We start from the raw sequence: 23,024 nt of genomic DNA, 5'->3' as shown, positions 1-23,024 counted from the left end.
AGGGCGTTCGATGCAACTATGGATTGTGTTCGGTGCGTCTGGTGCATGTGATGGTGCGCGCCTATAGTGGCCGGATGACGAACGCCGGCAAAGGTGAAATCCATGCAATCGACCGTATCGAACCAAAGGGCGCCCTCGATCCTGCTCGTCGCGGCCTCGCGCGGCCTCGGGCTCGCGATGGCGGAACAGTTCCTGAACAAGGGCTGGCACGTTATCGGAACCGTGCGCGCGGCATCGGGGCGCACGCAGCTGCACGCGCTCGCCGAACGCTTCGACGGAAGGCTCGAGGTCGAGACGCTCGACATCTGCGAGCCGGAACAACTGGCCGCGCTGCGCGTGCGCTTGTCGGGCCGGCGCTTCGACATGCTGTTCGTGAACGCCGGCACGACCAACGATCCGAACGAAACGATCGGCGAAGTCACGACCGACGAATTCGTGCGCGTGATGATCACGAATGCGCTGGCGCCGATGCGCGTGATCGAGGCGCTGCAGGATCTCGTGACCGCGGACGGCCTGATCGGCGCGATGTCGTCGGGGCAGGGAAGTGTCGCGAACAACGTGAGCGGAATGCGCGAGGTCTACCGCGGCAGCAAGGCCGCGCTGAACCAGTTCATGCGCAGTTTCGCGGCGCGCCAGGCCGGCACGCCGCGCGCGATGGTGCTGATGGCGCCGGGCTGGGTCCGCACGGAACTCGGCGGGCCCGATGCGCGATTGACGATCGACGAAAGCGTGCCGAGCCTCGTGAACGTACTGATCGAGAAACAACGGCGCGCGGGGCTCGAATACCTCGATTACCAGGGGCGCACCGTGCCGTGGTAGCGGCCGGAGCAGCGGCGTGCGTGACGCGCGCAAAGCCGGCCGGCCAGGGCATCGCGCCGGCATGCGACGGACCTGCCGCGAACCGATCGCGCGAAGCGCTGCCGTCGCGTGCATGACGATGCGCTGCGCGCACGGCGCCGATTCAATACAATGCGACGTCTGGGCGTCGGCATCCATCGTGTCGGGCCGCCGACCGCCACCTTCGACGATCAACCTCGCATTGTGGAATGGCGACCCGTCATGACGGGCCGCTGGCGAATACGGAGCGCAGCATGAACGAACCTTACCTGCAGGTCATCGCGCATTACTTCGCGAAACCCGGCAACGGCGACCGCGTGATCGAACTGCTGGCCGAGCTCGCGCCAGCCACGCGCACCGAGCCGAAAAACCTCGACTATGCGTACTTCCGGTCGCCGGTCGATCCCGACCACATCGTGATCCTCGAGCGCTACCGCGATGCCGACGGCCTCGACGTCCATCGGGAAACGCCGCATTTCCAGCGGATCGGTGTCGGCGCGATCTTTCCGTTGCTCGATCGTCGCGACGTGACGCGCTACATGGTGCAGCCGGACACCGGCACGGCGACGCCACCGGGAGACGCCCGATGAACCCGTTTCAATTCCGTACCGTTCCGACGCAAATCGTCGAATTCGGCGCCGCGCGCCGGCTCGGCCCGCTGTTGCGCGAACGCTTTCCGGCGCTCGCGCGGCTATGCGTCGTCACGGACGCGTTCCTGCATCGCAGCGGCGTGCTTGCGCCCGCGCTGGAGAGCCTCGCCGCGCACGGCTGGCAGGTGACCGTGATCGACGACGTGATCGCCGATCCGCCCGAGCACGTCGTGCTCGAGGCGACCGCGCGGGCGGTGGCGGCCGATGCGGAAATCGTGCTCGGCCTCGGCGGCGGTTCGTCGATGGACGTCGCGAAGCTGATCGCGGTGCTCGCGCCGGGGCGGCAGGCGCTGGCCGACATGTACGGCGTCGACAAGGTGGCAACGTCTCGGCTGCCGCTCGTTCAGATGCCGACGACGGCCGGCACCGGCTCCGAAGTGACGGCCGTGTCGATCGTCACGGTCGGCGAGGCGCGCAAGATGGGCGTCGTGTCGCCGCACTTGTTCGCGGACGTCGCGATCCTCGACGCCGAGCTGACGCTCGGGCTGCCGCGCGCGGCAACGGCCGCGACGGGCATCGACGCGATGGTGCATGCGATCGAGGCCTATACGTCGTCGAGGCTCAAGAATCCGGTGTCCGACATGCTGGCCGTGCAGGGATTGACGCTGCTGTCGCGCAACCTGCTGAAGGCATGTGACGACGGCCGCGACCGGCACGCGCGCGAAGCGATGCTGGTCGGCGCGATGTTCGCCGGCCAGGCTTTCGCGAACGCGCCGGTCGCGGCCGTGCATGCGCTGGCCTATCCGGTCGGCGGCATTTTCCACGTGCCGCACGGGCTGTCGAACGCGCTCGTGCTGCCGCATGTGCTGCGCTTCAACGCACCGGCTGCCGCGCCGCTGTATGCGGAGCTCACGGCGATCGTCGCGCCGTCGGCGAGCGGTAGCGACGAAGCGAGGACGCAGGCGCTGATCGACGAGATCGATCGCCTGATCGTCGCGACGGGCATTCCGCGCACGCTGCGCGAGGTCGGCATCGGCGAGGGCGACCTGCCGAGGATGGCGTCGGACGCGATGCTGCAGACGCGCCTGCTCGTGAACAATCCGCGCGAAGTCACGGAAGCCGATGCGCTGGCGATCTATCGGCAGGCGTGGTGATGCGGCGCGCGTGACTTGCCGTGCGCGCGCGCATTGACGCGGGCCGGTGCCTGCACGACGCCGAGGCCGCCGCCGGCCAGGATCGTGTCGAACATCGGGCGCCAATGGCTCGTCGTCGTCACTGTCTGGATCCGCGCTGATTCGAGCGTATTCGCGCGTCTTGTCTTGGCTTTGCAGCGGCAACTGCTCTTTCGCGAGGATGCCCTTGACGCGGATGAACGGGTGCTTCACCAGATCGGCCTTCGTTTCGATCGGGCCGAAGCGGTCAAGACAAGTGTGGGCGGCCACGAGCATGCGGTCGACTGTGCCGAGCGGATGCGCGACGAACCGATACTCGGTATTGGTTCGTCGGCACGCGCCAGAGGCGCATCAGATCACCGACACCGTGAGTGAAAATCCGGTTCATGCAATCGACGGGAGGCGACATGACGCAACGTGACGAAGCACCGCGCACGCGATGCGTCGCGTGGCAGGTCACGCAGACCTGGCACGCGGCCGAATGGTGCCGGCTCGTCGAGACGCGCGCGGGCATCGACCTGTCGGGCGCGGTGGCGGGCGCGATCGACGGCACGCCGTTTCGCGTCGACTATACGATCGCGTGCGGCGCCGACTGGCTGACGCGATCGGTGCACGTGACGGTCTGGCTCGGCGCAGCGCCGGCCCTGCGATTCGCAATCGAACGCGACGCGGGGCGCTGGACGATCGACGGCGTCGACGCGCCGGCCCTCGCGGGCGCGACCGACATCGATCTCGGCTTCAGTCCGTCGACCAATACGCTGCCGATCCGGCGTCTCGGGCTGGCGGTCGGTGCGTCGGCCGTCATCCACACGGCCTGGCTGCGATTTCCCGCGTTCGAAATCGTGCGCGGCGAGCAGCGCTATGCGCGCACGGCGGAGCACGTTTACCGCTACGAGAGCGGCACGTATGCGGCCGATATCGCGGTCGACGATGCGGGCCTCGTTACCGATTACGACGAGTGGCGGCGAACCGGCGCGACGTGTTCGCCCTAAAGCGACGCAGCGTCAGCGTGCGTTGGCCACCGTCACCTTGCCGGGAATCAGCTTCAGTGCGCTGAACGCGTCTGCGATGTTCTGCTGATACGCGAGCGTCGCATCGGTGATGGGCTGCACGCCATAGCCGGTGCGCTTGAGCGCGACTTCGAGCGTCGGCGCGTCGAGGCCGACGAGTGGCGACAGTTGCGCGGCGACTTCCTGAACGTGGTCGCGTCCCCAGCGATCGACCGCGTCGACTTCGTCGAGCAGCGTGCGCAGCACCTGCGGCTGCGCGGCGGCATACTTGCGCGCCGCGAGGTAGTACTGCGTGTTGCGCACGAGCCCGTCGCCGTTCGCGACCACGCGTGCGCCGAGCTGCCGTTCGGCGGCCGCCAGGTACGGATCCCAGATCACCCACGCGTCGACGTTGCGCTGCACGAACGCGGCGCGCGCGTCGGCGGGCGTCAGATAGATCGGCTGGATGTCGGCATACGTGAGGCCCGCATGCTCCAGCGCCTTCACGAGCAGATAGTGGACGTTCGAACCCTTGTTGAACGCGACCTTCTTGCCGCGCAGCTGCGCGACGGTTCGGATCGGCGAATCGGGCAGCACGACGATCGCCTCGCCTTGCGGCGCGGGCGGTTCGTTGCCGAGATAGACGAAGTCGACGCCCGCGGCCTGCGCGAAGATCGGCGGCGTCTCGCCGACCGTGCCGACGTCGATCGCGCCGGCGTTCAGCCCCTCGAGCAACTGCGGGCCGGCCGGGAACTCAAGCCATTGGACCGTCACGCCCTGGCTCGCGAGCCGCTTCTCGAGCGTGCCGCGCGCCTTGAGCACGACGAAGTTGCCGTATTTCTGGAAACCGATGCGCAGCCGCTTGTCGCTGCCCTGCGCCAGTGCAGGCGTGCCCGCGAGCGGGCCGAGCGCGAGCCCGGCCAGTCCGGCGGCCGCGCCGTGCAGCCACTGGCGGCGTCGCGGATTTGCCGGGGTCGTTTCAAGATCTGCGTGCGGTGTGTCGTTCATCGAGGCGTCCTGCTGGCGGGTTCATGGGAGCGCACTTGCGGCGCGACCGGCACAGGGCGCAGCCGGGTGCGTACGCTGCGCGCGGCCGGCCGGCCCGCGCCGGATGCACGACGATACGGCCGCGCGAATCGGCGGCCAACCAATGAATCCGCATATGCAAATCAGCGGCCGGACGATACGTGAACGACGAGCCGGCAGGGCGCCGCCGTATTCAATCGGTGCCGAGTGGGCTTTCCTCGATCGAGTCGACGCGATCAGGGTAAAACGCGAGGTGCGCGCGAATCGATTCGACGGCCGGGTGCGGGTGCTCGTACGTCCACACCGCGTTGGTCGCGCGTTCGCCGCCGACGGGAATCGAGTAATACGCGCAATCGCCCTTGTACGGGCAGTACGTCGTATGGTCGGTGCGTTGCAGCAGCGCCATGTCGGCGTCCTCGCGCGGAACGTACAGCACGACCGGATAGCTGGCCTCGCGCAGCGCCAGCGCGTGGCGCGTATCGGCGACGATCTTGCCGGCCACCTTGACCACGACGCGCGATGGATGCGGTTCGATCGTGATCGGGTGATCGGGGCCCGGAGACTTCACCGGACGAGAGGGCGTATAGGGGCTTTTCGACATCGTGGGTCCTCCAGGAAGGGGGTGCGCGCCGACGGGCACGCCGCGCCGCAACGCGCACGCGGGCGAATCCCCGCGCGCCGGTGCTGGCGTTGACGAACCGATACGATGCGCCAATTCCGGAGAACCTGCAGGGGGCCGGAAGACCGTGCGCGAATGGCGTCGCTGCATGACGCGGAACGGCGGTGCATGGCAGCCGGAATTCGCCCGCATGTCCTCGGCGCGCGCGCGGATACTTTCATGCAGCGGCAGCGGGATGCGTCCGTCGCGATGCGCACGCTGGTCGCGTCGACGTTCGGCGACGACGTGCCGGATCTCGACATGTCGAAGCCGCGTTGAGCGCGCGTGAAGCCGGTCATGCGGCCGACAGGTTGCGCACCGCGATCGACGCGACGTCGACGCGCTTTGGCAGGATCGCATCCGCGGCTGCGCGGTCGGCGACACGCTGCAGCACGTCGATATCCGCGCCGGTGACGCCGCGCTGCGCGAGCGCCGCCCGGCGCACGATGTCGGCGGCCGCATCGCGCGGCAGGCGCGTGAGCGACGCATAGACGGCCGCGTAATCGACAGGGTGCGACAAGGCCCACTGGCCGGCGCGAGTCAGCCGCGCAAGCACGTCCGACAGCGCCGCGCGCTTCGATCGATCGTCGAGCGTGTCGACCGGCGACGTGAGGAACGCGAGCCCCGAATTGATCCCGCTGCCGTCACGCACGATGCGCGCGCCGCGCCGCACCACGTGCCCGTAATACGGATCGAAGGTCGCCCAGATGCCGATCTGCTTCGCCTCGAACGCGGCGAACGCATCGACCGGCAGCACGAAGCGCACGTCGACGTCGCCCGGTGCGAGGCCATGTTCGCGCAGCGCGCCGTACAGCTGGTATTGCGAGATGCTGCCGCGCGCCGACGACACGACGACGGTGCGCCCCTTCAGGTCGGCGACGGTGCGCACCGGCGAATCGGGCTGCACGACGATGCCGAGCGACGCCGGTGAGCCGACGCGCGTCGCGACGATCCGCAACGCCGGATCGCCGAGCGCGGCCGTGAGGACGGGCAGGTCGCCGGCCGGCGCGAGATCGATCGCGCCCGCGCGCTGCGCTTCGAACAACGGTGCCGCGCCCTGGAAATTCGCCCAGCGAAACCGGTACGGTACGCCGTCGAGCACGCGAGAGGCGTCGGCCAGCGCGCGCAGGCCGCCGGCCTGATCGCCGAGCACCAGGGTGACGTTCGACAGATCGGGGCCGGCCGCGCGCACGGGCAGTGCGGCGGTGCCGAGCAGCGGTGCGGCGGTGAGGGCGGCCACGCGCAGCAGGGCGCGGCGGCGGGCCGGGGCGGGGGAAGAAGTCATCGACGGCGGGTCCTCGGTGATCCGCGCGCACGCCGCGCGGCTGCCGGGCAGGTTACGGAATCGGTTTCGCGCCGGCAAACATCGAATCGCGAAATACTTATTCGTTTGTTCGCGTGAGTGCGGTGCGTGGCGGCGGGGAGAAGCCAAGGTCGCGGCCGCCCCGGCGCCGTTCATGTCGAGCCTGCTGGCCGGCGATCGGCGCGTTCGTTCGCGTGTCCGCATCGGCATCCGCGTCCGAGTTCGCGGCGACCGCCACAACGGCCGGCTGTGCAGCCTCCGCGTCGAGCCAGCTGCGCGTCGCTTCGGCGATCAGTGCGCGCAGCCAGCGCACGCCGTCGACGCACGATCCCGATTCGTTCCACGTGATCCGGTACACGATGTCGGGCGGCTCGGCCGGCAGCGCAACCGCGCCGAGCGGCAGCAGCTTCGCGTAGTGGCGCGCGAGCCGGTGCGTGGTGGTCAGTATCAGATCGGAGCGCACCAGCGCATGCGCGGCGAGTTCGAAGTGCGGCAGCGTGACGACGATCCGCCGCTGCAGGCCGACGCGTTCGAGCTGCCGGTCGATCGCGCCGGATGCTTCGAGCCACGACGGCGTCGGGCACAGCTGCGGCGCCTGCGCGAATTCGGCGGCCGTCATCGCGCCACGCCGCGCGAACGGATGCGTCGCACGCATCAGGCACACGACGCGATCGTCGAACAGCTCGTCCTGCCGGAACCGCGACGAGCGGGCAGGGCGGTTGTCGATCACGACGTCGAGCTCGCCGTCGGCGAGTGCCCGTTCGTCGTCGAAGCCGTCGCCGAGCGGATGGAACACGAGCTGCGCGTTCGGTGCGCGTTCGCGGAACAGCGCGACGAGCTTCGGCACGAACAGCACGTTCAGGTAGTCGGGGCAGCCGATCCGGTAGGTGCGCACCGACGTGCGCGCGTCGAAGGTCGGCTGCTGGATGCGGATGAAGTCGATCACGCGCAGCGCGTTGCGCAGCGGCTCGATCAGCCGCGCGCCGAACTCGGTCGGCACCATCCCGTAGCGACTGCGCACCAGCAGCGGGTCGCCGAGCAGCGTGCGCAGGCGCTTGAGCGCCGCGCTCGTCGCCGGCTGCGACATGTTCAGCCGCACGGCTGCGCGCGACACGGTGCGCTCGGTGAGCAGCACGAGCAGGATGCGCATCAGCCGCGCGTCCAGCACGTCGAGCGCGCCCGTTGCGTCGGACGCGTCGAGGGCAAGGCCGTTCGGTTCCGGTGCGTCCCGCATGTCGCTACGCGTTCGCGCGGCCGGTCATTTAGCGAAGGTGCCCGACCAGCCGACGATCCGCTTCGGACGCGGCGGCGCATACGTGCGGACCTTCGACGTCTTCAGCTTCAGTCGCACCAGCGACTCGGCGAGGGCGACTGCGGCCGACACGCCGTCGACGACGGGCACGCCCGTGCATTCCTCGATCTGCCGGTCGAGGCCGGCCATCCCGCCGCAGCCGAGGCAGATCACTTCCGCGTGATCGTCCTTCACCGCGCGCGCGGCCTGGTCGACGATCGACTCGATCGCGCGGGCCGGGTTCTCCTCGAGTTCGAGCACCGCGAGACCGCTCGCGCGCACCGACGCGCAGCGCGCATCGAGTCCGGCGAGCTTCAGGCGATCTTCGATCAGCGGCACCGTGCGGTCGAGCGTCGTGACGACCGAATAGCGGTGGCCGAGCAGCATCGCGACGCTCGCGGCCGCTTCGGTGATGTCGACGACGGGCACCGTCAGCAGTTCCTGCAGCCCTTCGCGGCCGTGTTCGCCGTAGCCGGCCTGGATCACCGCGTCGTAGGGCTCGTCGTAGTTCAACACGCGGTCCATCACGGCGATCGCCGCGAGGTAGCTCTCGAAGTTGCCCTCGACCGACTCCGCGCCGAAGCGCGGCGTCAGCCCGACGATCTCCGTGCCGGGCGATGCGGCGGCGCGCGCCTGCGCGGCGATGGCGTCGGTGATCGATTCGGTCGTGTTGACGTTGACTACCAGGATTCTCATCGGTGCACTCCGTATGCTGCGTTCAGTGTCGGGCGCAGGCGACCGCGATGTGTTCGCCCGAGCGCTCCTCGTATTGCCGTTTGCGATCGGCCGTCAGCCAGTACACGCTGCCCGCGACGGCCGCGCCGAGCAGCCAGGAGAACGGCGTCATCGCGCTGAACCATGTAGCCGGTGAGGTTCATGAAGCAATACACGAGCACGGCGCCGATCGCGAGCGACGCGAGCATCTGCCAGCCCGACAGGCCGAGCGCGAACAGGCCGATCGCGAACGAGTAGTTCGCGATGTTGTGCACGTCGTTGGTCCACAGCGCGAAGATGCTGTAGCGGCCCCAGGTGCGGCCCTCGGCCTTGGTCGGCGCGAGATCGGAATTGTGTAGTCGCGGGCTCAGCGCGGGATCGCGGGCGGCCGTATCGGTTCGATGCAATGCGTCGTCCGCGCCGAGCACGATGTCCGCGCGGTGGGTGGCTTCCAGTTGCACGCCTTGTCTCCTTCCATGCGCGGCGCGCGAACCGGCAGCGTGTGCACGCAGCGCGGGTCCGGCCGCCGTGGACGTTATGTCTCGGATTTGTTCGCGAGTATGGGCGGCGGGCACGGCGATGGGAAATCAAATATTCGGCTGGGCGTCATTTGAAAAATGAATGGGGCTGGATCGGCGGCGAGGCACGCGAATTGCGAATTGAAGGGTTCCATCCACATCGACATCAGCGGAGGTGTCATGCAGCGATATTCCATTCGTCACGTATCGCGGGCCGTCTTCGCCGGCATCCTGATCGCCGGTCTGGCAGCGGGTGCGGGTTGTCAGAAAAAGAGCGACACCGGCACCAGTGCGAGTTCGGACACGAGTGCCACCGGCGGCATGGCGCCGGCGCCGTCCACCGCACCGTCGGCCATGCCGGGCAGCGGCGCGGCCGGCGGCGAGGCGAGCATGCCGGGCGCGGCATCCGCGCCAACGGGCGCAAGCGGTGGTTGATCGGCGGGTGCGCGCGGCGTGCGCGGGCGGGTTGCCCGTGCCCGGCCGTGACGGCATTCCGGCTCGGTACGTGCGTCCCACGCCGCGCGCGGACGGTGCGCTGCGCGTGAAAGATTTGCAAGGACCGTTGTAGCGATTCCCGGCGCGGCGCCGGCCTTGTCATGCCGGCGCATGCCGTCGGGACCAAGGAGGTGCGATGCAGAACGCGGAATCGAATCCAACCCCGCAACAGCAGCGGGAACAGATCGAGAAGAGCCCGGTGAAGACGCCGGCGGCCGGCGACATGCCGGATGCGGCGACCCAGGCTGCCGAGGTCGCGAAGCGGCCGCTGACCCCGGAGGCGGTCGCGGCGAAAATGCCGACCGGCCTGCCGCCGATCGACGTCGACGCACATCCAGTCGACAGCGGCGACCCCGTGCGTCGCGCGGCCGGCCGGATCGTCACGCTCGACAACGCGAACATGGCGATGACCGACAACACGGTCGACGTCGACGGCAAGGGCCTGGAGGCACGCGCAGGCGCGACCGAGTGGCACGACAACGTGATCTATTCGAACGCGTCGCTCGATGACGCGGTGGACACGCCCGACGAAGGGCTCGGCGGGATCGAGAGCCGGCCGAGCGGTAACGTGCCGCAGATCGCGACGCGGCCGGGCTGGCGCGTCCGGTACGTCGGCGACGTCAATGTCGAGCACGGTAACGGCTCGCGCGCCGAGCACGTGATCCGCCTCGAGCGGACCGACTGACGTATCGACGGGTGCCGGGCGGACCGCCGGCCGGCGGTCCGCCGATGGCCATTACTGCGGGCCGAGTTCCTGCGCGGACGTGTCCGCATCGTTGCCTTGCGCGACGAGCACGTGGATGTCGTTCGGTGTCACGTCGCCGATGCCGCCCGACGGAATCGTCACCAGCAGCCAGTCGGCGTTGTTGTTGATGCTCACGGGCGCGGTCTTCAGGATCGGCGACTTGCTGCCGGCCGTCGTGACGATCACCTGGTAGCTGCCGCCGTTCAGGTAGATCGAATCCTGTCCGGATGCCGGCACGGCGTTCTGATACGCGGCGCCCGCCAGCGTCGGGCTTTGCGTGTTGATGTCGGTGCCGGGAGGCACGACGTACACGTCGACGTTCTGCGCGTTCGGCGACGCGTTGAAGCTGCGCACGCGCGCCTTGTCGGACAGGAGCTGCTTGTCGAACGGATCGTCGATCACCGAAATCGCCGACGACGTGCTGGGCAACGCGATCGTGGTGTAGTGATGGCCGTTCGCCGCGCCGAATGATTGCGACGCGACCGTCGCGGTCGTGCCCGAGATGTCGTAGCTTGCGGTCGTCGTTCCCGAGTCGATGTCGTGATAGCGGGTCACGCCCTTGTACGCGACACCCGACGCATCGACCTTCGCATTCAGGTAGTAATCGAGATTCGGGCCGGCCGGCACCGCGTTGATGAAGCGCGCCTGCGGTTTCGAGATGCCGAGTTCGGTGCCGACGTCGTTGCCGTCTCCGCCGCATGCCGCGAGCACGGAAATGACCGAGCACAGGGCCGCTATCGTTCGAATGGATTTCATTGTTGTCCTCTCGCTCAGGGAGCCTGATTGCGATGCGGTGTCGCCGCGCGAGGCATCGCGCGGTACGCAGCGCCGGATTGAAGGAAGGAACTGCCGTCCGCCGGGGCGGCGGGCGCATGGATGTCGCAAGCGACATGCCCACGCGACGGAATCGGCGCGGGCGCCCGTATGGCGAAGGTGTGGCACGCCGGGCAGTTGCGTGCCGTGCCGGATCGTGCGAGTCGGCGTTGCATGCTTGTAAAAAGGCGATGCAACCAGCGAGACAGCGACGCGCGCAGCAAGAGCGTTTCAAACGTCGACCGTTGTGCGCCGCGGGCGACGACGTTCGCGCATATCGTTGCGTGCGCATCGATATGAGGAGAATCGTGCGGTCGCGCGACGACGTGGCGTCGCCGGTGATTTCGGCGTGCGTCCGCTGATGGGGCTCAACACGAGCGTCAGCGACGCGGTGCCCGACAACCTGCTGCGTGTGCTGCACGACGGGATCGATCATCCGGCCACCGACGCGCTCGGCGACATGCCGGGCTTGCGCGACGCGTTCGAATACCGGCAGATGGCCGAGCTTGCCGCATATATCCGCGCGCGCTACGCGCCCGGTCAACCGGCGTGGCAAAACCTGGCGGAAGCCTCGGCGAGAATCCGGCGGGCGCGCTCGCATTGACCGGCGCACGTGACGAAGCCGCTCGGCGGCCGGGAAAGGCGACTCACGGGGCAACGCCACGCGCGATGCGGCCCGTAAATCTTGCCGGGATCACCCATCGTTTAACCATTCGAAACAATGTGTTCACCGAAAAGGGCATGATCTTCGGCAATCCGGCAGGCATACTGTCGCCTATGTTGCTCAATGCCGTCGAATCGACGTGCGCTTGCCCCCCATGTCTATCCCTGTACCTTTTCGATCCCTGCGAGGGTTGACCATCGCGGCTGTTGCATGCTTGCTCGCCGCGTGTTCGACCGCTTCCGACGTGACCACGACGTCGAACCCGAATGTCTTCACCGTGACGACGCGCACGCTCGGCGTGTCGACGACGTGGGCCGACGCCCATGAAAAAGCCGTCAACGAAGCGACCAACTACTGCACGCAGCGCGGCATGCGCGCGAGCCTGAAGCAGGAGTCCGTGACCGGCGGCCGCCGCGTCGACGCGCGCTCGGAACTCGCGTTCGAGTGCCATCCGACCTTCGAGACGGCGTCGAACCCGCGCGGATAAGCGCCGCGTCGCCCGTGCGGCCGCGGCCTGCGCGCCCGCGCTGCTCCGGAAGTGAATCGACCCGCGATGCCGTGAAGGGCATCGCGGGTCGGCGCACGTCCGTCGGCCGCGTTACGCGGGGTGCGCCTCGTACAGCTTCACGCAGGCGGAGAAGTCGAGCGCGCCGAGCCCCTGCTGGCTCATCGACTGATAAAGCTGCTGCGCGAGCGCGCCCATCCATACCGGCTGCCGTGCGCTGCGCGCGGCTTCGGTCGCGAGCCCGAGATCCTTCAGCATCAGGTTCGCGGCGAAACCGCCCGAGTAGCCGCGCGCGGCGGGCGCCGCGTCGTTCACGCCCGGGTACGGGTTATATGCGTCCGAGCTCCAGCAGCGGCCGGTCGATGTGTTGATGATGCCGGCCAGCACGGCCGGATCGATGCCGAGCGCGGCGCCGAGCGCCATCGCTTCCGACACGCCCATCATCGAGATCCCGAGCAGCAGGTTGTTGCAGATCTTCGCGATCTGCCCGGTGCCTGTGCCGCCGCAGTGCACGACGTTCTTCCCCATGTCGAGCAGAACGGGGCGGATGCGCTCGAACAGCGCGCCTTCCGCGCCGACCATGAAGGTCAGCGTGCCGGCCTGCGCGCCGCCGGTGCCGCCCGACACGGGCGCATCGGCGAGCAGGAAGTCGCGTTGCGCGGCGGCGTCGGCCACTGCGCGCACGGTGCCCGGATCGATCGTGCTGCAGTCGACGAACGTTGCGCCGGCGCGCGCGCCGGCCAGGACGCCGTCGTCGCCGAGATAAACCGCGCGCACGTGCTGCGCGGCCGGCAGCATCGTGATCACCAGCGCCGCGCGGGCGGCTGCGTCACGCGGCGACGCGGCCGCCGTCGCACCTGCGCGTGTTGCGGCGTCGACTGCGTTCGCGTCGAGGTCGAACACCGTCAGCGCGTGGCCGGCCTTGAGCAGGTTGGCGGCCATGGGGCCGCCCATGTTGCCGAGTCCGATGAATGCAATTTCCATGTACAGGCTCCAGTGTCGACCGGACTTGGCGCTTCAGCGCCTAGTCCGGTCCCATGCTTCGCGGTCGACCGGACTTGGTGCTTCAGCGCTTTGTCCGGTCCCATGCTTCGCGATCAACCGAACTTGACGCTTTAGCGCTCGGTCCAGTCCCATGCTTCGCGATCAACCGAACTAGACGCTTAAGCGCTTCGCCCGGTCCCATGCTTCGCAATCAGCGCAGCGCGATCGTCGTGTTCACGCCGCCTGCCGTCGCGTCGTCGTCGAACCAGCGCGCGGTGACCGTCTTCGTCTGCGTGTAGAACTGCACGACCTGCTTGCCGTACGGGCCGAGATCGCCGAGCTTCGAGCCGCGCGAGCCGGTGAAGCTGAAGTAGGGGACCGGCACCGGGATCGGGATGTTGATGCCGACCTGGCCGACGTCGATCTCGCTCTGGAACTTGCGCGCGGCCGCGCCGCTCTGCGTGAAGAGGCCGACGCCGTTGCCCATCGGGTTGCGGTTCACGAGCGCGATCGCTTCGTCGAGCGTGTCGACTTCCATCACGACCACCACCGGCCCGAAGATTTCTTCCGTGTAGATCGACATGTCGGTCGTCACGCCCGAGAAGATCGTCGGGCCGACGAAGTTGCCGTGCTCGTAGCCCGGCACCTTCACGTCGCGGCCGTCGAGCAGCAGCGTCGCGCCTTCCTTCACGCCCGCGTCGATCAGCGACAGGATGCGCGCCTTCGCCGCCTTCGACACGACCGGGCCGACGTCCGTGCCGGCTTCGGCGCCGGCGTTGACCTTCAGCGCCTTCGCCTTCTCGACCAGATCGGGCAGCCAGTCGCGCGCGCGGCCGACCAGCACGACGACCGACGTCGCCATGCAGCGCTGGCCGGCCGCGCCAAAGCCCGCGCCGACCAGCGCGTTGATCGCCTGCTCGCGATGCGCATCCGGCAACACGACTGCGTGGTTCTTCGCGCCCATCATCGACTGCACGCGCTTGCCGTGCTGGCTGCCGAGGTTGTAGACGTGCGTGCCGACGCGCGTCGAGCCGACGAACGAGATCGCCTTGATGTCCGGGTGCGTGCAGAGGCGATCGACCACCGTCTTGCCGCCGTGCACGACGTTCAGTACACCTTGCGGAACGCCGGCCTCGATCGCGAGCTCGACGAGCTGCATCGTCGACAGCGGATCCTGTTCAGACGGCTTCAGCACGAACGTGTTGCCGCACACGATGGCCATCGGGAACATCCACAGCGGGATCATGCCGGGGAAGTTGAACGGCGTGATGCCCGCGCACACGCCGATCGGCTGGCGCAGCGTGTAGGTATCGACGCCGCCCGCGACGTTCTCCGCGAACTCGCCTTGCTGCAGCGTGCCGATCGAGCACGCATGCTCGACCACTTCGAGGCCGCGGAAGATGTCGCCCTGCGCGTCAGGCAGCGTCTTGCCCTGCTCGGCCGTCAGCGTGTGCGCGATCCGTTCGAGATTGCGGCGCACCAGATCCTGGAACTTCAGCATGATGCGCAGCCGCGCGCCGATCGGCGTCGTCCTCCAGGTCTGGAAAGCGCGCTGGGCGGACGCGATCGCGGCATCGACCTCGTCGAGCGTCGCGTACGGCACGCGGCCGATCACTTCCTGCGTCGCGGGGTTGACGATGTCGCCCCATTCGGCGCTTTGCGAATCGACGAACGCGCCGTCGATCAGCAGCTTGGCGGTGGGCAGGGCGAGGGTGGTCTGGGGAACTGCGGCGTTCATGGAACTCTCCGGAAAACGATGGTGCGACGAAAAAGAGGTGGCTTGCGTCCGTCGCGCGTGCAGCCACGGCGGACGGCAAGTCGAATGGAAACCGGGTAAGGACGGGCCGGCGTGCGTCGATGCGTCAGGGACGTGCCGGACGCATCAGCGCGGTGCACACGAGCGCGAATACGCCGAAGCCGACGAGGTACGCGATCACGTAGTGCGGCTGGCCGCCGCCGGCCTTGAGCAGCGACGTCGCGATCATCGGCGCGAAGCCGCCGCCGATCACGCCGGCGAGCTGCACCGACAGCGAGATGCCGCTGTAGCGGATCTCGGCGGGGAACTGCTGCGCGAACAGCAGCGACTCCGGCGCATAAAGAATCGGGAACACGACGCCGAGGCCGAGCACGATCGCCCACCATGCGTACGACGTCTGCTGCGTGCCGAGCATCATGAAGAACGGTGCCGCGAACGCGCACATCAGCACGAGGCCGATCGCGAACATCCGGCGCTGGCCGATGCGGTCGCTGAGATGCCCGCACAGCGGCATCGTGACGAGCGACAGCGCCGCGCCGGCCGTGATCGCGTGCAGCATTTCGGCCTTCGGCAGACGCAGCTGCTGCGTTGCATAGGCGAGCGCGAACGTGACGACCATGTAGAACCACGTGTTCTCGGCGGCGCGCGCGCCGACGATCGTCAGCACCTCGCGCGGATGGCGACGCAGCGCGGCCGTCACCGGCGACTTCTCGGCCTTGCCCTGGCGCTGCATCTTCTCGAAGTCCGGCGACTCGGGCACCTTCGCGCGGATGAACCAGCCGAGGCCGACGAGCGCGATGCTCGCGAGGAACGGCACGCGCCAGCCCCACGACAGCATGTCGGCTTCCGGCAGCGCGGCCACCGCGGCCATCGCGAGCGACGAGAGGATCAGCCCGAGCCCGACGCCCGTTTGCGGCAGGCTGCCGAACAGCCCCTTGCGACCCTTCGGCGCGTGTTCGACGGCCATCAGCACCGCGCCGCCCCATTCGCCGCCGACCGCCATCCCCTGCAGGAAGCGCATCGCGATCAGCAGGGCGGCGGCCCAGTAGCCGATGCGGTCGTACGACGGGATCAGCCCGATGATCATGCTCGGCACGCCCATCAGCAGCAGCGTGATCATCAGCATCGACTTGCGGCCGATGCGGTCGCCGAAGTGGCCGAATACGATGCCGCCCATCGGCCGCCCGATGAAGCCGACCGCGAACGTGCCGAACGCGGCGAGCGTGCCGACGACGGGGTCCAGCGACGGGAAGAAGATGCGGTTGAACACCAGCGCGGCAGCCGTGCCGTAGAGGAAGAAGTCGTACCACTCGATCGTGGTGCCGGCCATGCTGGCCCAGCCGGCCAGCAGGTAGTGCTTCGCGGTGCGGGCGGGGGCCGGCGCCGCGACGGCTGCATGCTCATCGAGGGTGGATCGTGTCTGCATGGTGTCTCCGTATTGATTGCCCGCGGCTCATGGTCCTCAGGTCACGGTCGAGTATAGTTATGCGCAGATCCACAATGTACCGACAAGAAAACCGGTTGGATGTGCATTTATGCATATCGACGGCCGGCCCGGAGATTCCTGCCCTTTTTCCCGCAAATGCGACATGCCACCGAGCCGGTTTCCGGCAACCTGAACTGGGACGACCTGCGCTTCTTCCTCGAGGTCGCCCGCACGCAGCGCGCGAGCGGGGCGGCGAAGCGTCTGGGCGTCGACTACACGACCGTCGCGCGGCGCATTCGCGCGCTCGAGGCCGCGATGGGCACGCTGCTGTTCGACAAGTCACGCTCCGGCGGTTTTACGCTGACGGCCGAGGGGCAGCGGCTCGTCGCGTATGCGGATGCGATGGAGACGACCGTGCAGTCCGCGTGCGATCAGGTCGCGAATACCGGCGAGGCGCTGTCGGGCCACGTGCGGATCGGTTCGACCGAAGGGTTCGGCTGCTTTTTCCTTGCGCCGCAGCTTGCGCGGTTTCGCGTCGCGCATCCGCACGTGACGGTCGATTTGCTGCCGGTCCCGCATTTCGTCAACCTGCCGAAGCGGGAGGCCGACCTGGCGATCACGCTCGAGCGGCCCGAACGCGGGCCTTACGTGGTCACGAAGCTGTGCGACTACCAGTTGCGGCTCTATGCGACGCGCGACTATCTGGCGAACCACGCGCCGATTACCTGCACCGACGATCTCGCGCACCATGCGTTCATCAGCTACGTCGACGATCTCGCGTTCAGCAGCGAGCTGCTGTACCTGGAGCGCGCGGTGCCCGGCGCGACCGCCGGATTGCGCACGACGAGCGTGATCGCGCAGGTGTTCGCGGCGTTGCAGGGCGGCGCGCTCGCGATCCTGCCGTGCTTCATGGCGGCCACGCAGCCGGCGCTGGTGCCGGTGCTGCCGGACGACGTGGTGGTCACGCGGTGCTTCTGGCTGACGTGTCGCGAGGACTTGCGCAAGCTGCGCCGCGTGACGGCGCTGTGGGATTACCTGCGCGCGGCGGCGGACGCGAATCGGGCATTGCTGATGGGAGAGTCGGAGGAATTGCGGTTCGTCGGGGACTGAGCGCGGCGGTGCGTCGCGGGCGATCCGTCCCGTGTCGATCAGCTACGACGACGAACTTGACCGCGCCGCGGTGACGCTTGCACGTTCACGTCGCGAACGACGTCCGGGCACGTGGCCGTGCGTCAACCCGGACAACCGAGCCGGTCCGCGAGTTCGTGCAGGTCCTTGACGTCGAAATCCCACGCGCCGTCGGCTTTCAGATCCGTCGTCTGGTTCGGCCCGTGTTCGGTCGGCCGCAGCACGAACGCGGTCGCGAGCCCCAGTTGCTGCGCGGCGGCCAGATCGCCGTTGTGCGCGGCGACCAGGCACAGCTCGGCCGGCGCGACGCCGAGAATCTCGACCGCATCGGTATAGACCTTCGGCGACGGCTTGTACGCGTGCGCGACTTCGGCGCCGAGAATCGCGTCCCACGGCAGGCCGCCGTGTTTCGCGACGTCGACCATCAGCCGGATGTTGCCGTTCGACAGCGGCGCGATCACGTAGCGCTGTTTCAGCCGCTGCAGCGCGGCGACGGAATCGGGCCACGGATCGAGCCGGTGCCACGCGAGGTTGAGCGCGTCGATCTCCGCGTCGGGCACGCCGTCGATCCCGTAGCGGTCGAGCGTGCGCACGAGGTTCTCGCGATGCAGTACGTCGAGCCGCACGTAGCGCCTGCGCCCGCTGCGGATTTCCTCCATCGACGGCGAATATTCGCGGCGCCATGTATCGGCGAATTCGAACGGATCGCGATCCGGCGCATGGCGCGCCAGGAACGTGGCGGCTTCGCGCGCGACGCCGTTTCTCCAGTCGACGATCGTTCCGAACACATCGAAAACGAGCGCCTTGATATCGGCAGGGTTCGTCATGGGATTCCGTGCAGGTCGGTCGAGGGAGGCGCGATGCGCGGCGGGGTGGCAACGCGCGACGCCGGTTCGAACCACATTGAAGCACGTATCCGCGAACGCGGTTGGCCGTGTCGCCGCGAGTGAAGCGCGCGGTCCGGCATCGAAGGTGCCCGGGGAAGGGCGCACGGCGTCCGGCGCGGAGCTCGGGGCCGCGCTGGAGATGGCTTACCCGTTGGCGAGCGACCCGCCTGGGCCGACCGGATCGGGCCGACGGGCTCGGGCGGGTCACGTCACGCAACGCGCGCTTGCGGCCGCGGCGCGTATCGGGTTCGCGCCGGAATCAGCTCTTGTCGTACGCGAACTGGATGCCCGCGGTGCCGCCGGTTTCGATGAACAGCTTCATGAACGCGGGAACGGTTTCACTGCGCGCCCAGTCGCGCTGCAGTTCGCAGAACAGCTGCGCGACGCTGATCATCTGGCCGCCGGCCTGCTCGATGCGACGCAGCGCGGCTTCGTGCGCGGCGACCGACGTGCCGCCGACCGCGTCGACGACCACATAGACTTCATAGCCGGCCTTCAGCGCGTCGAGTGCCGGGAAGGTCAGGCATGCCTCGGTCCACAGCGCGGTCATGATCAGTTTCTTGCGGCCGGTGGCCTCGACGGCCTTGCGGAACTCGACGTCTTCCCACGAGTTGATGCTGGTGCGGTCGTAGGTCGGATAGCCTTCGAGCGCGGCGCGCAACTGCGGGATCGGCGGCTTGTTCAGGCCGGTCTTCACGTTGACGGTCGAGTGGACGATCGGCAGGTTGTACGCGACCGCGGCCTTCGATGCGCCGACGATGTTGTTGATCAGCAGCTGGCGATCCATCGACGCGATGGAGTTCACCTGGACCGGCTGGTAATCGATGACGATGAACGCCGCGTTCTGCGGGGTGAGCAGGTGGTCGTTCGCGGGATCGCGAATCGGTTCGCTTGCCATGGTTGCCTCCAGAGACAGAGCAGGAAGTGAGAGAAATCCCGACGGTCCGGGGGTGGGCCGCCGCGGCGTCGGGATCGTCGTCGCGGCGGTACGCCCGTGCCGTCGCAGACGTCCGATGCGGTTGCACGGCGGGCGAATGCTGCCGGCTTGGCCATCGAATAAAGATGCTATTCGCGCAACAACCGGCTTTCCAGCCCCTTAAAATGCCGTCAGTGTTCTATGAGTGGAACAATCATGGATGACCTGAACGACCTCTACTATTTCGTGAAGGTGGTCGAGCACGGCGGATTCACGCAGGCGGGGCGCGTGCTGAATGTCCCGAAGTCGACGCTGAGCCGGCGCATCGCCGCGCTGAAAGCGCAATACGACGTGCGGCTGCTGCAGCGGACGACGCGTCGTTTCACGGTCACGGAAACCGGCCGCGAATTCTACGAGCGTTGCCTCGCGGTGCTGGTCGAAGCCGACGCGGCACGCGAGGTGATCGAGCGCCGGCACGCGGAGCCGCGCGGGATCGTCCGGGTGAGCTGCCCGACCGCGCTGCTCGAATATCGCGTGAGCGAGCTCATCGCGCGCTTCATGGCGATCCATCCGGCGGTGCACGTGCATCTCGAAGCGACGAACCGCCGCGTCGACCTGTTGAGCGAAGGCTTCGACCTGGCGCTGCGCGTGCGTTTCCCGCCGCTGGAGGACAGCGATCTCGTGATGCGGATCCTCGGCGACAGCCCGCAGCGGCTGGTGGCCGCGCCGCAGTGGCTGAACGGGCGCGCCGTGCCGGCCGAACCGGCCGAGCTGGCCGGCGAACCGAGCCTCGACTGGGGGCCGCCGCGGCATCATGTGTGGCAACTGATCGGGCCGAACGGCGAGCAGGCGCAACTGCGTCATCACCCGCGCTACATCTCCGACGACATGCACGCGTTGCGCGACGCGGCGGTGCACGGCGTCGGCATCGTGCAGCTGCCGTGCATGGTCGTCGAGGATGCGCTGCGCGACGGCACGCTGATCGACGTGCTGCCCGGGTGGGCGCCGAAGGGCGGCGTGATTCACGCGGTGTTTCCGTCCCGGCGCGGGCTCCTGCCGCGCGTGCGGTTGCTGATCGACTTCCTCGCCGAACATATCCGCAAGGACTGACGGCGGCGCAACCATCAGACGAATCGGGTTCCGGCGGCAGGCCGGCCGCGACCGCGCGTAAGCCCTGATGCGCAGGGACGCGCAGGGCTTCACGGATTGGTGTTAAATGTCTTTTGGTGCGCAGCAGGGGCGCGCCCGAATGGGGACGCACCGGGGTCACATGAGACCGGCGCGGAAAACGGCACGAAGCATCGCTCACGAATCGGGCGCATCAGACCCGGTCGAACTGACGGCAGGATTCAGCTTGAATACCGAACCGCAAAGTTCTCGCTACAGCCTCGGCCTCGCGGCGGAAGTGCTCGCATCCGAGCAAAGCGTGCTGAGGCTGATCACGCGCAACACGCCGCTGCCGGAACTGCTCGTCGAAGTGTGCCGGCGCGCCGAGGCACTGCTCGGCGACGGCGCCTCGTGCACGATCCTGCTGCTCGACGCGGACGGCGTGCATGTGCACGTCGGCGCCGCGCCGTCGCTTCCCGCGCAGTACAGCGCGGCGATCGACGGGGCATCGATCGGGCCCGCCGCGGGCTCGTGCGGCACGGCGATGTTCGAGCGGCGGATGATTGCCGTCGAAGACATCGAAACCGATCCGCTGTGGGCCGACTTTCGTTCGCTCGCGTTGCCGCTCGGCCTGCGTGCGTGCTGGTCTGTGCCGTTTCTGGACGACGCGGGCACCGTGCTCGGCGCGTTCGCCGTCTATCACCGCGCGCCGCGGCGGCCCACCGACGCGGAAACCGACCTGTTGCGCGATATCGGCAACAGCGTCGGCCTCGCGGTGCATCAGGACTCGATCGCGCGGCAGCTCGTGCGCAGCGAGGAACATCACCGCCTGGTCGTCAACAGCCTGAACGAAGGGATTCTCGTCGTGTCGCCCGACGGCGTGGTGGTCGCGAGCAATCCGAGCGCGAACCGGATGATGCGCGTGAAGGGCGACCTCGTCGGCCGCCGGCTGTCGACGGTGATCCTTTTCAAGCTGTACGAGGACGGCACGCCGGTCGCGCCCGGCGACTGGCCGAGCCGGCGCGCGTTCACCACGGCCATGCCGCAGCTCGACTACACGGTCGGCTTCGGGCTCGCCGACGGCGACGTCATCTGGGTGCGCGGCAACGCGGTGCCGATCGTGAAGCCGGGCGAGACGCAGCCCGAATCGGTGCTCGTGTCGTTTCACGACATCGGCCCCGTGCGCGAAGCGCAGCAGCAACTGCGCTACCTGGCGACGCGCGACGCGCTGACGGGCCTCTACAACCGGCGCTGGCTCTCCGACCGGATGCGCGAGCTGTTCGGCGCGCGCGATGCGGCGGCCGGGTCCGCGCGTGTCGCGATCCTGTTCATCGATCTCGTCGGCTTCAAGAAGGTCAACGACACGGCCGGGCACGACGCCGGCGACACGCTGCTGCGCAGCGTCGCGGCGCGCCTCGCGGCCTGCGCGGGCGGCCGCCATTCGCTCACGCGCGTCGGCGGCGACGAGTTCGTGATCCTCGTCGACGACTGCGACGATCCCGACGCGCTCGCCGTGCTCGCGCGCGAGGTGATCGACACGATCGCGAAGCCGTTCGCGATCGCGAACAACGAGTATTGGCTCGGCGTGTCGATCGGGATCAGCGTCGCGCCGCGCGACGGCGACGATGCGGCCACGCTGATGCGCAACGCCGATTCCGCGATGTACGACGCGAAGCAGCGCGGCCGCAACCACTTCACGTTCTTCACCGCGCAGCTGAACCTGCGCCTGCAGCGCCGCTTCGCGATCGAGCAGTCGCTGCGGCGCGCGATCGCTTCGGATGCGCTGCGGCTGGTCTACCAGCCGGTCGTCGACGCGCGCAGCGGCCGCACGGTCGGCGCCGAAGCACTGCTGCGCTGGACGAGCCCGGAGCTCGGGCCGATGTCGCCTGCGGAATTCATCCCGGTCGCGGAAGATTCCGGGCTCATCGTCGCGATCGGCCAGTGGGTGCTCGAAACGGCCTGCCGGCAGGCCGCCGAATGGCGCCGCACGATCGCACCCGACCTGATGCTGGCGGTCAACCTGTCGCCGCGCCAGTTCCACGAGGGGCTCGTCGAGTCGGTCGACCGCTGCCTCGAACAGACGCGCCTCGATCCGGGCGCGCTCGAACTGGAGATTACCGAAGGACTGCTGATGAACGACACGGACACGGTGCTGCCGATGCTCGAGGCACTCACGAACATGAACGTGCGGATCTCGGTCGACGACTTCGGCACCGGTTATTCGTCGCTCGCATACCTGAAGCGTTTTCCGCTGCACAACCTGAAGGTCGACCGTTCGTTCGTGTCGGGCGTGCCCGATCATCGCGACTCCGTCGCGATCACGCAGGCCGTCGTCGCGATGGCGCATTCGCTCGGGATGAAGGTCACGGCGGAAGGCGTCGAGACCGAGGCGCAGTCGTGGTTCCTGCAGCAGATCGGCTGCGACATGCAGCAGGGTTACCTGTTCGGCAGGCCGCTCGATCCGGCCGACTACGCACGCCGGCTCGTCACCGTCTAGGGG

23 protein-coding genes and 2 pseudogenes are annotated in these 23,024 nt (G+C 68.3%); 13 read left to right on the top strand and 12 right to left on the bottom strand.

What is annotated here, in order from left to right:
- Positions 1–102: 102 nt before the first annotated feature.
- The 5 genes from WS75_RS03555 (at position 103) to WS75_RS03535 (ending at position 3,591) form a co-directional block, all read left to right on the top strand.
- Positions 103–819, top strand: a complete 717-nt coding sequence (locus WS75_RS03555; RefSeq protein ID WP_059679188.1) for an SDR family oxidoreductase — start codon at positions 103–105, stop codon at positions 817–819.
- 272 nt (positions 820–1,091) lie between these two features.
- Positions 1,092–1,427, top strand: a complete 336-nt coding sequence (locus tag WS75_RS03550) for a putative quinol monooxygenase (protein WP_059679291.1) — start codon at positions 1,092–1,094, stop codon at positions 1,425–1,427.
- Positions 1,424–2,581, top strand: a complete 1,158-nt coding sequence (locus WS75_RS03545) for an iron-containing alcohol dehydrogenase (RefSeq protein WP_059679187.1) — start codon at positions 1,424–1,426, stop codon at positions 2,579–2,581. The genes WS75_RS03550 and WS75_RS03545 overlap by 4 nt, the downstream gene beginning before the upstream one ends.
- An 84-nt stretch (positions 2,582–2,665) precedes the next feature.
- Positions 2,666–2,974, top strand: a complete 309-nt coding sequence (locus WS75_RS33265; protein ID WP_156429697.1) for a hypothetical protein — start codon at positions 2,666–2,668, stop codon at positions 2,972–2,974.
- A gap of 32 nt (positions 2,975–3,006) precedes the next feature.
- Positions 3,007–3,591, top strand: coding sequence for a putative glycolipid-binding domain-containing protein (locus WS75_RS03535; RefSeq protein ID WP_059679185.1), 585 nt, complete (start codon positions 3,007–3,009; stop codon positions 3,589–3,591).
- Positions 3,592–3,603: 12 nt separating this feature from the next.
- Here WS75_RS03535 and WS75_RS03530 read toward each other — a convergent pair whose 3' ends face one another.
- On the bottom strand, positions 3,604–4,596 hold the full coding sequence (locus WS75_RS03530; protein ID WP_059679184.1) for a sulfonate ABC transporter substrate-binding protein: 993 nt from the start codon (positions 4,594–4,596) through the stop codon (positions 3,604–3,606).
- A 211-nt stretch (positions 4,597–4,807) separates the two neighbouring features.
- Complete coding sequence (locus tag WS75_RS03525) at positions 4,808–5,215, bottom strand: DUF427 domain-containing protein (protein WP_059679183.1); 408 nt, start codon at positions 5,213–5,215, stop codon at positions 4,808–4,810.
- A gap of 264 nt (positions 5,216–5,479) precedes the next feature.
- Between WS75_RS03525 and WS75_RS35185 the strand changes: the two are divergent.
- Positions 5,480–5,551 (top strand): annotated as a pseudogene (locus WS75_RS35185) (phage protein NinX family protein); the annotation flags it as partial.
- Between the two features lie 16 nt (positions 5,552–5,567).
- Here WS75_RS35185 and WS75_RS03515 read toward each other — a convergent pair.
- From WS75_RS03515 to WS75_RS03500, 4 genes are all read right to left on the bottom strand, one after another.
- Entirely contained in the window at positions 5,568–6,557 is a 990-nt protein-coding gene (locus tag WS75_RS03515; protein WP_059679290.1) for an ABC transporter substrate-binding protein, read from the bottom strand.
- A gap of 97 nt (positions 6,558–6,654) precedes the next feature.
- A complete protein-coding gene (locus tag WS75_RS03510) occupies positions 6,655–7,809 on the bottom strand; it encodes a LysR family transcriptional regulator (protein WP_257129313.1) in 1,155 nt (384 codons plus the stop codon).
- Positions 7,810–7,833: 24 nt separating this feature from the next.
- Positions 7,834–8,562, bottom strand: a complete 729-nt coding sequence (locus WS75_RS03505) for an aspartate/glutamate racemase family protein (RefSeq protein ID WP_059679181.1) — start codon at positions 8,560–8,562, stop codon at positions 7,834–7,836.
- Complete coding sequence (locus WS75_RS03500; RefSeq protein ID WP_059679180.1) at positions 8,559–9,041, bottom strand: cytosine permease; 483 nt, start codon at positions 9,039–9,041, stop codon at positions 8,559–8,561. Before WS75_RS03500 ends, WS75_RS03505 begins: the two co-directional genes overlap by 4 nt.
- Positions 9,042–9,239: 198 nt before the next feature.
- Between WS75_RS03500 and WS75_RS31410 the strand changes: the two genes are divergently transcribed.
- Positions 9,240–9,533: a hypothetical protein gene (locus WS75_RS31410; protein WP_156429695.1), complete on the top strand. Its 294-nt coding sequence runs from the start codon at positions 9,240–9,242 to the stop codon at positions 9,531–9,533.
- A 196-nt stretch (positions 9,534–9,729) separates the two neighbouring features.
- Positions 9,730–10,278 carry a DUF3005 domain-containing protein gene (locus WS75_RS03495; protein WP_059679179.1) on the top strand — a complete coding sequence of 183 codons (549 nt, stop codon included), beginning with the start codon at positions 9,730–9,732 and terminating at the stop codon, positions 10,276–10,278.
- A gap of 51 nt (positions 10,279–10,329) precedes the next feature.
- On the opposite strand, the gene WS75_RS03490 is transcribed toward WS75_RS03495, so the two are convergent.
- Complete coding sequence (locus WS75_RS03490; protein WP_059679178.1) at positions 10,330–11,094, bottom strand: DUF4397 domain-containing protein; 765 nt, start codon at positions 11,092–11,094, stop codon at positions 10,330–10,332.
- Between the two features lie 385 nt (positions 11,095–11,479).
- On the opposite strand from WS75_RS03490, the pseudogene WS75_RS03485 reads away from it, so the two are divergent.
- Positions 11,480–11,755 (top strand): annotated as a pseudogene (locus tag WS75_RS03485) (cytochrome C); the annotation flags it as partial.
- A gap of 214 nt (positions 11,756–11,969) precedes the next feature.
- Positions 11,970–12,302: a hypothetical protein gene (locus WS75_RS03480; protein WP_059679176.1), complete on the top strand. Its 333-nt coding sequence runs from the start codon at positions 11,970–11,972 to the stop codon at positions 12,300–12,302.
- Between the two features lie 111 nt (positions 12,303–12,413).
- Here the strand turns inward: WS75_RS03480 and mmsB are convergent, their stop codons facing one another.
- From mmsB to WS75_RS03465, 3 genes are all read right to left on the bottom strand, one after another.
- Positions 12,414–13,304: a 3-hydroxyisobutyrate dehydrogenase gene (mmsB, locus tag WS75_RS03475; protein WP_059679175.1), complete on the bottom strand. Its 891-nt coding sequence runs from the start codon at positions 13,302–13,304 to the stop codon at positions 12,414–12,416.
- A 211-nt stretch (positions 13,305–13,515) separates the two neighbouring features.
- Positions 13,516–15,042: a CoA-acylating methylmalonate-semialdehyde dehydrogenase gene (locus WS75_RS03470; RefSeq protein ID WP_059679174.1), complete on the bottom strand. Its 1,527-nt coding sequence runs from the start codon at positions 15,040–15,042 to the stop codon at positions 13,516–13,518.
- Between the two features lie 124 nt (positions 15,043–15,166).
- The gene (locus WS75_RS03465) at positions 15,167–16,486 is read right to left on the bottom strand and encodes an MFS transporter (protein WP_059679173.1); all 1,320 of its coding nucleotides are present in this window, start codon (positions 16,484–16,486) and stop codon (positions 15,167–15,169) included.
- 156 nt (positions 16,487–16,642) lie between these two features.
- Between WS75_RS03465 and WS75_RS03460 the strand changes: the two genes are divergently transcribed.
- The gene (locus tag WS75_RS03460; protein ID WP_059679172.1) at positions 16,643–17,596 is read left to right on the top strand and encodes a LysR family transcriptional regulator; all 954 of its coding nucleotides are present in this window, start codon (positions 16,643–16,645) and stop codon (positions 17,594–17,596) included.
- A 122-nt stretch (positions 17,597–17,718) separates the two neighbouring features.
- Here WS75_RS03460 and WS75_RS03455 read toward each other — a convergent pair whose 3' ends face one another.
- Together WS75_RS03455 and WS75_RS03450 are read right to left on the bottom strand one after the other, a co-directional pair.
- Positions 17,719–18,441 carry a haloacid dehalogenase type II gene (locus tag WS75_RS03455; protein WP_059679171.1) on the bottom strand — a complete coding sequence of 241 codons (723 nt, stop codon included), beginning with the start codon at positions 18,439–18,441 and terminating at the stop codon, positions 17,719–17,721.
- A gap of 319 nt (positions 18,442–18,760) precedes the next feature.
- The gene (locus WS75_RS03450; RefSeq protein ID WP_059679170.1) at positions 18,761–19,399 is read right to left on the bottom strand and encodes a hydrolase; all 639 of its coding nucleotides are present in this window, start codon (positions 19,397–19,399) and stop codon (positions 18,761–18,763) included.
- 234 nt (positions 19,400–19,633) lie between these two features.
- Here WS75_RS03450 and WS75_RS03445 point away from each other — a divergent pair, with 234 nt between their 5' ends.
- Both WS75_RS03445 and WS75_RS03440 read left to right on the top strand, forming a co-directional pair.
- Positions 19,634–20,527 (top strand): LysR substrate-binding domain-containing protein, encoded by an 894-nt coding sequence (locus WS75_RS03445; RefSeq protein ID WP_059679169.1) that lies wholly within the window; start codon positions 19,634–19,636, stop codon positions 20,525–20,527.
- Between the two features lie 244 nt (positions 20,528–20,771).
- Entirely contained in the window at positions 20,772–23,021 is a 2,250-nt protein-coding gene (locus WS75_RS03440) for a putative bifunctional diguanylate cyclase/phosphodiesterase (RefSeq protein ID WP_059679168.1), read from the top strand.
- Positions 23,022–23,024: the final 3 nt, after the last annotated feature.

The organism is Burkholderia sp. FL-7-2-10-S1-D7, from assembly GCF_001524185.1.
GTDB lineage: Bacteria > Pseudomonadota > Gammaproteobacteria > Burkholderiales > Burkholderiaceae > Burkholderia > Burkholderia diffusa.
The sequence above is the reverse complement of the archived record's forward strand: the minus strand, read 5'-3'. Positions and strand labels throughout refer to the sequence as shown.